An 11,193-nucleotide genomic window follows, 5' to 3' on the forward strand; every position below is an offset into this window, starting at 1 on the left:
GTCACAAAAAAGAGCAGTATTTATTAATCTAAAAAGGAGTTATTTCTAAAAATTTTGTCACTAGTCTTCTATTAATTTTTTTAATTTCTCTTTTGGCAATCTATAAATAGTCCAATCAAAACAGCAACTATTCTGCAAACAATCCTCCAAAATTAAAATTCATAAATAATTAATTATTGTATCATTCAAAGAAATCTTGATTTAGAAATTTTTCAATTGATTAATAATTAATAAATTAATAGGTTTAAAATTTTTTACTAGCAAGTCTTAGTTCTTTTTGAGAAGCATTTAAAATTGAATCGTAAAGTTCAGAGGCTAACTTACCACCAACTTTTGTTAAAAATTCTGAAAGACATCCAGCTTTGACAGATAATTCAATTGACCAGTTAATTTGTGTTTCTTTTGAGCTAATTGCTTGAAAATAAATTATATTATTATCTTGAATAACTTTTGGAAATGATTGATATACCTTGTAATGAATCTCTTGTTGCTTTTTGACCGAAACAATCTCTTCTTTAAACAAACCAGCCACCGTTAAAACGATTCGCCTAGAGCCAATTCCATATTTGCCTTTAAATTGCGGTTTGCAGACGAAAACCATTAGTGATTTAACAAAATTATCGCTATAATAGAACCAATTAAAACAGTCATCGATTGGCGCCTGAATAATTTTATTTACTTCAATATGTGTAGATACCATATTTGATGTTCTCCATATTTCACTGACAATCATAAATATTAATCATTTAAATTTGTATTAATTAATCGCTGTCATCTTACTTACCATCTCATTGCTAACCTGATCTACATGTACTGGTTTCATATTTTTAACAAATAAGCCTAAAACTTTAAAAACGGGTACAAGTTTTGCCAGTGCATCAGAGCGATCACCACCATAGACAACAGTTGGTTCAACAATTACTGTTGGAATACCAGAAGCTTGCAACTGGCTACCAATTTTTTGTTTCCCTTCAAGAAATGATTTTGGCCCGAGTTGTCCACCAATAAAGCCCATGGCTTTGACCTGTTTTTCCTTGGCAATTTTAAGCATTACTTCGGCAGGCAAATTATTAACCTGCTTAAACTTTGCCGCATCTTTTTCTGGTCGACCAATAAAGTCAATGATATAATCAATCTTTTCTGGCAATAGCTTTCTAACGGCTTGATAGTCTGTCACATCTGCTTGATAATTATAGAGGTTCGGATGCTTTAATTTGTTATTCCCAGAACGCGAAATAACATAAAAATTCGCCGTTTTATCTTTTTTTAGCCAATTTTCTGTCGTATATCTGCCAATATAGCCATTACCACCTAATAATACAATATTTGTCATTTTTGCTTCCTTCCAATCTTAAGATATTTTTTTCTTTATCATATTCTATATCTTGATATGATAAAGAAGTGTAAAAAAATTACAAATAAATAACGAATGCGTTTAAATTAATTCCTTTTATAAAAGGATAATGACTTAATCAGATTCATAATTTGAATTCAAGTTGCTGTATCAAGCGCACCAATAGGTTCATCACACAATAATATTTCAGGATCGTTAACGAGTACTCTTGCTATTGCTACCCGTTGCTGTTGACCACCAGATAATTGATTCGGTTTTTTATGTAAGTGTGCTTCTAACCCAACTTTTTCAAGACTTCAATTGCTTTTTCATGTTTAACTTTGACATTAACACCACTTAATGTCATACCTAGCTCAATATTATCGACAATACTCGAATGATTGATTAGATTATAACTTTGAAAAACAAAGCCAATTGAGTTATTTCTGGATGCGTCCCAATCTTTATCTTTAAACTGACTAGTTGATTTACCCCTGATAATTAAATCTCCAGAATCATATTGGTCTATGCCACCAATAATATTTAATGTGGTCGTTTTATCTGAACCACTCTTTCCTAAAACTGCTACAAATTCTTGTTTTCAAAAAGAAACGGAAATATCGTCAAGTGCTTTGGTCGTAATTTCTCCAACTTGATAAGTTTTTTTATATTTTTTAGTTTTAACAAAATGACAAGCTCCTTACCAATAATTAATGATTCGACCATATTCTTTTTGAACACTCAATAGAAATGCTTTTTTAAAACGATTACAATAAAATCGTTTGCTCTAAAATATCCGGATCATGATTTGCAAAAACACCTTGGCATTCTGGATAATTAGATATCTGACGAATCCAGGCTAAGGATTCAACCGCTTCTTTTTTACGATATAGAATTCCAGGTAAACGCATACTCTCCCAAGAATCTTTGGCATAGCCTGTATCTGAAGCAAAAACAACAAACTTGCCAGCTTGATTTCTAACAACCACAGAAGACAATCCCCTACTATGACCAGAAGTTAAAAAAATAAGTACACTACCATCACCAAATACGTCAAAAGAGGCTCTATTAAAATAATTATTAAATTGACTAGTAACAATAGCATCAAGTTTAATACCTTGCCATTCTTTTTTGCGATAACGAATCGGATTTTTAACGACAGCCGCTAACTCATTTTCATGAACTAAAAACTTCTTAGCTTTTTTAACTAATTGTAAGCCACCAATATGGTCCGAATCTAAATGACTCAATATGACTACATCTAAATTTTCTGGTTTCAATTTAAATTTTTCAAGCTGCTCATCAATCGACCAGCCTTGCGGTAGATAGCTTTTAGCAACTGGAGAAATCCATTGATGCTTGAGCTGTCTCACCTGTTTCCCCCATCCAGTATCAATCAGAATTGTTCCAGCAGGATGTTGAATTAAATAGCTCGAAACTGGCACCAATACTCTTTGCTTTATAGAACGACCAATGCGCGTAAAACCAAAAGGGGTTCGTGATTCATCGCGAAACATTAATGATTTATCGATTTCTACGATACCAGTATGTAGAATATTTATTTTGATCTCATTAGCCCTCATCCACCTTCTACTCCCATAAGCTTACTTGATAATCAATCGTCGACTGCCGATATGTTAAATCATCTAAAGGTGAATCAAATCCCAAAATTTTTGAAAAAAGATAACCAAGCATTGTCGTACATAAAACATCACTTGCTTTCTCAAAGTCGATTAATTTTATTTCACCATTTTCATAACGTTCCTTCAATATACTAGGTAATTCTCTTTTTCGATAAACTAATTTTTCAGTCAATAAATTACATTCTTCTCGTTTAAAAGAATCAAATTCTTTAAATAGTACACGAATGATTTGCTCATGCGCTTCATAAAGCTTGTTAATTCTTTTGAATAAATAATTAAGCAGCTCCCTCAAATTGAATGATTGTAATTTCTTATTATCAGCTTCCATATCTTGCAAAATCTCATCGATTTTTGTTTCTAATAAAATACTTAAAATTTGATGCTTACCTTTTGGAAAATAATGATAAAGTAGCCCATCAGATATGCCAATATTTCGGTTTATCATTCTTGTGGTAGTTGCAGAATAGCCATGCAGTGAGAATTGTTCCAATGCAGAATCCAGAATTTTTTGGCGTGTTTCTATTGCTTGAATGTCGCGTTGTGTTATTTTTGACAAATTGATCAACCTTTCATTGAATTTTTGTTCAATTAAACAATATCATCAATAATTATAAAAATCAAATTTAAAATACTTTTTAAAACATTAAAAAAAGCCAATTATTAACAATCGACTTTTTCAAATATTTTATTTATTAATTAAAAATTCGAGGACAAATTAAAGATAATTTTTTAAATAATATCCGGTCACACTATTAGCGGACGCTGCAACCTCTTCCGGTGTACCTGCACTAATGATGTGACCGCCTTTCTCCCCACCTTCAGGTCCAAGATCAATTATATGGTCAACTGTTTTAATTAAATCCATTTTATGCTCAATGACTAAAACAGTATTGCCTTTATCAACTAAATTTTGCAAAACGTCAATTAATTTTTGAATATCAGTGATATTCAACCCATTAGTCGGTTCATCTAAAATATATAAGGCACCTTTTTTCTTTACTTTAGCAAGTTCAGTACCCAACTTAATCCGTTGGGCTTCTCCGCCGGATAATGTAGATGCTGGTTGACCCAACTGTAAGTAGCCTAAGCCAATTTTTTCAAAAACCTCTAGTTTTCTTTTAATAGATGGATAAGTTTGAAAAAAAATAAGCGCTTCTGATACTGACATTTTAAGCACTTCTGCAATATTTTTACCTTTATATTGAACTTCTAAAGTTTCAGAATTAAACTGTTTGCCGTGGCAAACATCACAAATAATAAAGATATCAGGTAAAAGAGACATATCAACTTTTTTAATTCCTTCACCTTCACAAGTTTCACATCTTCCGCCTTTAACATTATAGGAAAATCTTCTTGCCTGGTAACCTCGGACTTTTGCAGCATTTGTTTTAGAAAAAAGCGTTCTGATGTTATCAAATAGACCACAATAAGTCGCTAAATTTGATCTATTATTTTTGCCAATTGGTGCTTGATCAATTCTCACTAGATCTTTAATCTCTTCCATTCCTATGATTTCATCAAATTTTCCGACAATTCTTTTGCTATTATATAGTGAATTTGCAATCGCTCCACCAATTACTTTATTCACCAGGGTAGATTTTCCAGACCCAGAAACACCTGTAATTGCAATGAATTTTCCTAATGGCAAAGAAACACAGATATTTTTTAAATTTAATTCTTTAATATTGGTAATTGTTAATTCTTTACCATTACCAATTCTTCTAAATTTTGGAATCGGTATCGCCATTTTGCCGCTAAGATATTGCCCAGTGATTGACTGATTATCTTCAATCAATTCATTAAAATGACCTTTTGAAATAATATGACCACCTTCGGAACCCCCAGTTTTTCCAAATTCAACAATAAAATCTGCTGAACGAATAATTTCAAAATCATGTTCAACAACAATTACCGTATTATTTAAGCCCACTATTTGCCGCAAAGAATTAATTAATTACTGCTTATCTCTTTGATGTAATCCAGTTGACGGTTCATCTAAAACATAGATAATATTAGTTAATTTAGAACTAATTTTAGCAGCAAGTTGAATTCTTTGAATCTCACCTCCAGATAAAGAATTGGAATTTCTACTTAAACTTAAATAACTTAAACCAATGTCCTCTAAAAAGTAAAGTTTATCCAAAATTAATTGTTTTAATGGCAAAAAAATAATCGATTTTTCTTTAGAAAATTCTAAGTGCTGAATAAAATCAATTAAATCATTGATTTGCAAATCTAAAATTTCCGAGATTGCAAAGTCCTTTATTTTGACAGCTAAAGCCAAATCATTCAAGCGTTGGCCTTTACAAGCTTCACACTGATAATCACTAATATATTGACCCATTTTTTTTCTGGCAGCTATTGACATACCTTTTTTATATCGATTTTCAATTTGCTGAATAATACCTGGAAATTGAATGCTCTTTTCATTAATTTCTGAAAAATAACTATTAAACTTAAACAAAAATTTTTGATTTGAGCCGTTTAAAACTTTTGACTGTTCTGCATTACTTAATTGATTAAATGGTTTATTAATATCAATCCCTTCAGATTGTGCAAATTGAATTAACATACTTTGATAATAATCTGAACTACTATCTATGTTTGGAAAAATTACACCTTCATTTAAACTTAATTGCTTATTCGGGATCACTCGACTTAAATCTACTGCTTCCCTGCTTCCTAATCCGCTACATTCTTGACAAGCGCCTTCAGGCGTATTAAAAGAAAATAATCTTGGTTCAATATGGTCTATTTTAAAATGACAAATTAGACATTCCGCTCTATTAATATAGGTATTGGATATTTGACGATTAATGATAATTTGAAGCAAACCATCACCATTTATAAATGCAGACTCAACCGCCTCAAATAAGCGATTTTCTATTTTATCAGTTTTATCTATTATTAATCGATCAATGCAAACTAACCAATCACTGTCTGCTAAATCACTCGATATTTCTTCCAATCGATATAAATCGTTCGCAAGCCAAATTTTTGAAAAACCATTTTTTTGTATTAATTGTTTTTTTTCTTCAATTGATAATGATTTATCTTTTTCTTGAAAAAAATTAGCACAAACTAATATTTCACCTTTTCTATATTTAGCAAGGATTTCATTTACTATGGATTCAGGATCATACTTCTTAATGATTTGATGATGATTTGGACAATAGACATCACCCAAGCGTGCCCAGAGAAGCCGCAAATGATCATTAATTTCAGTCATTGTACCAACTGTTGAACGCGGACTAAAGACAGCAGATTTTTGTTGAACGGCAATGGAAGGTGTTAAACCTTTGATACTTTCAAATTCTGCATTTCTCATTTGTCCTAATAATTGTTTACCATAACTAGATAAACTGGATAAGTATCGACGTCTGCCTTCTGCATAAATTGTGTCAAAAGCAAAAGAACTTTTCCCAGAACCAGATGGACCAGTAACCACAATTAATTGATTCTTTGAAAGTTCAATATCAATATTTTTTAAATTATTTGTCTTTGCGCCAATAATTTTAAGTTGCCCCATTCACTACTCCCTAATATTTTTTAATTATTGATATAATATTTATTAATTAAATTTAGCATTTCTGAATTTTCCTTTAATTTTATTTTTAAGGTTAAATAGCTTTGACAAATTGCGCATTCATCTTTCTCTCCAATTTCATGCATCAATGCCTCTGTATGAAATTGATATAAATTTGAAATATTCATTGCTAATTTTCGTTGTTCTAATCTAATCTTAAATCGTAACTGTTTCAACTCAAAAGTCACCTCTTTAATAAAAAAAATATTCCATAAACATTTTACTTATCAATATTATACTTTAGTTCGTTTCTCTGTCAGAGCGAATTATTAAGAAATCTTAACAATTAGAATTGATAAATCAATCTACAAGTTGTCGAAATAAAACAGTGAAATGATATATTGAAATTTTCATCAATATTAATCTTCAATTTTTATTTGCTAAACATTTAATCACGATTAAGATACATTAATAAAATAATTATTATTATAAAAACTAGAAATTTCATCAAACTTGACACTTCTTCTTAAACTCTTCAAAACTATATTCACCTTTAAAATTTTGCTTAATCTAAAAAATAAAGAGGGCTATGACATAAGTCCTCCCCTCTTGATTTAATGTTCATGATTTACAAGCCCCCCACCTTAGAACGAAGAGAGCTACCGTATAATAACGTTTCGTCCGACATGATAGATATACTTGGAGCAAAGCTCACGCATTACCTATATAAAAAATTGCATGTCAGTAAGCCGATTTAGCACCTTTTCTATGTTGCGAAACACCTTTTGACAGATCACCTTAATAATTTATAACTTAATTTTTAGTATGCCTCCTTTTCAAAGAAAAGACCTTTTTCAGTATCAAAGCTAGCCAAATAAATTGGAATGCCGAATTTTTTTATAAATAATTTAGATTTAATATTAAAAACTGCTGTCCGCATAGAATACAAAATCGGCAACATATTTTACTGCTCTATAATAAAAGGTGCCTGAAATTTGAAATTAAGATGTCCATGTAGCTCATAATATTTCATTTCCATTTCACTACTAAACTTCAACTCATTTTTTATTATGATCTTATTTCCATAGTTGCTGAAATATTTCCAATTTCTAAATAACCACTAGCAACCATTTGACCTCCACACCACAAAATTAAAACCATTGAAATACCTATCATTGTAGTTACCAATGGTGTCAAAGCCGAAAAAATTCGATTCAATTCTATCATATTCAATTTATAATCTTTAAAAGAATTAATTGTTCTTTCTTCCTCAAATGACTCATTATCAAAAGCCTTAATCACTCTGATACCGCTATAATATGAATGTAAATTTTTTATCATCATTTCCATTTTTTCTTGAATCACAATCGCATACTTATCAGTACTAAATAACAAAACAATAACTGCAACCATAATAATACTCAAAATTGGAATCCACGTTAATTCAGGAGCAATTTTACAGGTCATGAAAATTGAAACGACACTGATTTAAGGTGCTGGAATAATCATTTGCAAACTTGATATGACTGAAAAAGCTATGTTTTCAGGATTACTCATTGTTCTTGAAAGTAATTGTCCGACACCATAATTGCTAAAATCTAAAGAGAATAATTCTTGAACTTTTCTAAAGATATTTTTTCTAATTTTATATGCTAATTTAGACCTAACTGACTCCTTAGAACAGCTGTTAAACTCGCTAAAAAAGAAAAAAAGCATTTTTAAGCCTATACTTATAAGAGTATTTAAATTTTCAGATTTAATCCCAACATCAGTTATTCTAGCAGCTAAAAATGGCACATAAAGTGTCTCAATGACCTGTAGAAACAGGACCATTATTGTTATTGAACAAAGAAAAATATTTTTCTTAATAAATTGATTTAAAATATTCATTTACATTGTTCCTCCTAATTAAATATCAATGCTACAATTAATTAATATAAACTATCAACCTGGTTTTAAGTCAAATATTTTTTTATGCTAAAACAACAAATGGAGGTTTTTTATGGCACAAAATTATAATATAAAAGATATTGCTGATATTTATGATTTACCAAAATCAACACTTACCTTTTGGGAAAAAAAGAATTAATTCATCCCAAAAGAAATTCAGAAAATAACTACAGATTATACAAAATAAAAGATGTTGTTGAAATTGGCGATATTGCTTTTTATCGAAATATGGAAGTACCAATTTATGCTTTGAAAAATTATCATCAAATGGGATGTTCAGATGTAAAAAATATGTTGAATAATACTTTAAATGAGGTTGAAGAGAAAATACAGGCCTTGAAATCTGCTGAGGAATCACTAAAAATTCGTTTGCAAAAATTGAAGTTTATAGAATCAATTGGGGAAAATAAGAAATTTATTGAGGGAGCACCTGATTTTGATTCTGCTGTTTCATTTATTTTTCAATGATCCGAGCTTTGCAACTCAATTTAGAACTAATCCACATGGTTTTGCCTTACTCATTGATACTGAACCCGAAATTAAGTTTCAAGAAGTAGTTGCACTTCCATCAGCCGTGGGTGCGCCTCTTAAATTTCTCACAATACAAATAGGTCACATTTATAAGACTTCAAAATTTGGAAATCGTCCTTTTCAATAATTTAAATTAAACTTTTCCATCAATTCAAAAAACTTCATTTTTCAGCATAAAAGCTTGCGCCTGTCTGCATATAGCTTTTTATTAAAATGAAAAACGAAATTCCAAACAAATTAAATGGGGTGAAGCTCTAATCCTGCTTCTTTATAGTGAATTGATTCATTTATAATCGCTGAAACCCTTGATAAATTAAATAAAAAAAGAGCACATGATAAAGTATCCTTAGTGCTAATTATCGTTGTTCATTATTGTATAACATTATAAAAAATGAGTTATATCAACATTTTAAACGATTTCTATTATCTATAATAATATAACATTATATAACTTTTGCCCCTTTTTTGCCCCCTTATGTAGACTAGATTATTCTAGTCTTTTTTGTATAACTTCTAAACCGTCAGTACCACCAGCATGGCCGCCAACTGAATTAGCTCTATTCAAGCTAGTTCCATAATCACTCAAGCTTGCTGCTTTAAAAATACTTGTAAAACCATACTTTAATCTAATTTCATCAACCGCTCTATCCAACTTTTCATCTTTGATTTGATTTCTGGGATCAGAAAATAAATCTAGCTGCAATTCATCATTAAATGTAAAGTGCCCAAAAGATACGCCAATATGTCTTATCTTAGAATGACCATTGTAAAATTTATTGAAAATAGATTCCGCAGCCTTAATTACAATAGCTGTTGAATTAGTCGGTGCCATCTTTAATTGTCTAGAAAAACCTTTTTCACTTTCACTCATTGCGTAACCAACATATAAATGAATAACCGCTGCTTTAGCACCTCTTTTTCTAACTCTTGATATTGTTTGTGCTACTTGCTCTCTTAAAATCAACATAAATTCTTTAGCGTTATAATCTTTTGGTAATACTTGATTATTAGATAATGAGTTGCTTTTAGGTTGATATTTATGGCTAACAACCGTTCTATCAATACCATTAGCATGATGATAATACTCTAAGCCGACAATTCCAAATTTTTGATGTAACTTATGAAAGTCATAATTTGCTAAATCTCGAATTGATAAAATGCCCATTGCCTCAAAACGCTTAGACATTCGACTGCCAATGCTCCAAAAGTCAGTTAATGGTTTAATTGCCCACACCTTTGCTTCAACGTCTGCATAAGTCCATTGCGCCCTCATTGTTCGATTATGCTTAGCCTCATTATCCATTGCTAATTTCGCTAAAATCACATTATCACCAATACCAACTGTTACATAAAAACCAAGTTTATTATATATTTCTATTTGAATATCCCGTGCTAATAAATCACGCTTTTGATACCTTGTTAATTTGTCTCCAGGATAAAAATAATTTAGGGAAGCTGAAACATCTAAAATCGTTTCATCAATAGAATAAGGATGCATGTCAATAGGAGAAGTAAAATCTTTAAATATATAATTTATCTTTTTATTTTCTTCTATATAATAGCGCATTCTCGGCGGTACTCGATAGAAATTTAACACATCATCATAAACAGGAAGTATTTCTTTTTTTGCTTCAGCTATTGTCAATTCTTTTCTAAATTTTGGAGACATCGGCAAATCACGACCTCGCATTACATTAGTAACTCCAAAATCTTTTTTAGCTGCTGGTGAAGCCGCAAGAACTAAGCCTCCCCGACTTGTATTTTCAGCACGTGATAAAACAACCAATCGAGTAGTTAAGGGGTCTAACCCACGGATAACACATTCACAGCTTGCATAAAATGATTTAACATCAATCATGAATATATCTTGTATTTTTTCTTTTGAGTAGTCAAAATTTGCCATAGCTTCCTCCTTTTACAAGTAAAAAAGAAATTTCATTTCAATAATATTGAAATGACTACAACAAAATTATAACTTGAAATCTTAAAAATGCAAGCAAAAAAGACTGATTAATTTCAGCCTTTTAAATTTGATTCACGTTCTGAAATAAGCTGCTTTAATTCTTCGAGATCGTCTAATTCGGCTTGATTGCGAATAAAAGACCTTGCTCTTGAACGATTACTTAAATATTTTGCGCGCTCTTTATTATTCTGCTGCCACCTTTTGTTAGCTTCAGTTTGAGGATTCCTATCTGTCATTTAAAAAACCT

The 11,193-nt window shown here is 30.6% G+C and carries 12 protein-coding genes and 1 pseudogene; 1 reads left to right on the forward strand and 12 read right to left on the reverse strand.

Annotated features, from left to right (window positions below; translation table 11 throughout):
• Window positions 1-244: 244 nt before the first annotated feature.
• The 10 genes and pseudogenes from HOY35_RS12285 to HOY35_RS12325 all read right to left on the reverse strand — a co-directional run bounded on the left by HOY35_RS12285 (window position 245) and on the right by HOY35_RS12325 (window position 8,392).
• Window positions 245-700, reverse strand: coding sequence for a hypothetical protein (locus HOY35_RS12285; RefSeq protein WP_172214364.1), 456 nt, complete (start codon window positions 698-700; stop codon window positions 245-247).
• A 57-nt stretch (window positions 701-757) separates the two neighbouring features.
• Entirely contained in the window at window positions 758-1,333 is a 576-nt protein-coding gene (locus tag HOY35_RS12290; RefSeq protein ID WP_172214366.1) for an NAD(P)-dependent oxidoreductase, read from the reverse strand.
• A 161-nt stretch (window positions 1,334-1,494) separates the two neighbouring features.
• Window positions 1,495-1,874 (reverse strand): annotated as a pseudogene (locus HOY35_RS12295) (ATP-binding cassette domain-containing protein); the annotation flags it as partial.
• A gap of 226 nt (window positions 1,875-2,100) precedes the next feature.
• Window positions 2,101-2,916 carry an N-acyl homoserine lactonase family protein gene (locus HOY35_RS12300; protein ID WP_172214368.1) on the reverse strand — a complete coding sequence of 272 codons (816 nt, stop codon included), beginning with the start codon at window positions 2,914-2,916 and terminating at the stop codon, window positions 2,101-2,103.
• A gap of 7 nt (window positions 2,917-2,923) precedes the next feature.
• A complete protein-coding gene (locus HOY35_RS12305; RefSeq protein ID WP_172214370.1) occupies window positions 2,924-3,532 on the reverse strand; it encodes a TetR/AcrR family transcriptional regulator in 609 nt (202 codons plus the stop codon).
• 159 nt (window positions 3,533-3,691) lie between these two features.
• Window positions 3,692-4,906: a hypothetical protein gene (locus HOY35_RS13535; RefSeq protein ID WP_349627513.1), complete on the reverse strand. Its 1,215-nt coding sequence runs from the start codon at window positions 4,904-4,906 to the stop codon at window positions 3,692-3,694.
• 24 nt (window positions 4,907-4,930) lie between these two features.
• Window positions 4,931-6,505, reverse strand: coding sequence for a hypothetical protein (locus tag HOY35_RS13540; protein WP_249641556.1), 1,575 nt, complete (start codon window positions 6,503-6,505; stop codon window positions 4,931-4,933).
• Window positions 6,506-6,525: 20 nt separating this feature from the next.
• Complete coding sequence (locus tag HOY35_RS12315) at window positions 6,526-6,738, reverse strand: hypothetical protein (protein WP_172214372.1); 213 nt, start codon at window positions 6,736-6,738, stop codon at window positions 6,526-6,528.
• Between the two features lie 832 nt (window positions 6,739-7,570).
• Entirely contained in the window at window positions 7,571-7,969 is a 399-nt protein-coding gene (locus HOY35_RS12320) for an ABC transporter transmembrane domain-containing protein (RefSeq protein ID WP_172214374.1), read from the reverse strand.
• Between the two features lie 21 nt (window positions 7,970-7,990).
• Window positions 7,991-8,392 carry a hypothetical protein gene (locus HOY35_RS12325; RefSeq protein ID WP_172214376.1) on the reverse strand — a complete coding sequence of 134 codons (402 nt, stop codon included), beginning with the start codon at window positions 8,390-8,392 and terminating at the stop codon, window positions 7,991-7,993.
• 180 nt (window positions 8,393-8,572) lie between these two features.
• On the opposite strand from HOY35_RS12325, the gene HOY35_RS12330 reads away from it, so the two are divergent.
• The gene (locus HOY35_RS12330; RefSeq protein WP_172214378.1) at window positions 8,573-8,920 is read left to right on the forward strand and encodes a hypothetical protein; all 348 of its coding nucleotides are present in this window, start codon (window positions 8,573-8,575) and stop codon (window positions 8,918-8,920) included.
• Between the two features lie 550 nt (window positions 8,921-9,470).
• On the opposite strand, the gene HOY35_RS12335 is transcribed toward HOY35_RS12330, so the two are convergent.
• Entirely contained in the window at window positions 9,471-10,886 is a 1,416-nt protein-coding gene (locus HOY35_RS12335; RefSeq protein WP_172214380.1) for a hypothetical protein, read from the reverse strand.
• A gap of 113 nt (window positions 10,887-10,999) precedes the next feature.
• The gene (locus HOY35_RS12340; RefSeq protein WP_172210559.1) at window positions 11,000-11,182 is read right to left on the reverse strand and encodes a hypothetical protein; all 183 of its coding nucleotides are present in this window, start codon (window positions 11,180-11,182) and stop codon (window positions 11,000-11,002) included.
• Window positions 11,183-11,193 lie beyond the last annotated feature (11 nt).

The sequence above is a fragment of the Enterococcus sp. MMGLQ5-1 genome (assembly GCF_013155265.1).
Classification (GTDB): Bacteria; Bacillota; Bacilli; order Lactobacillales; family Streptococcaceae; genus MMGLQ5-1.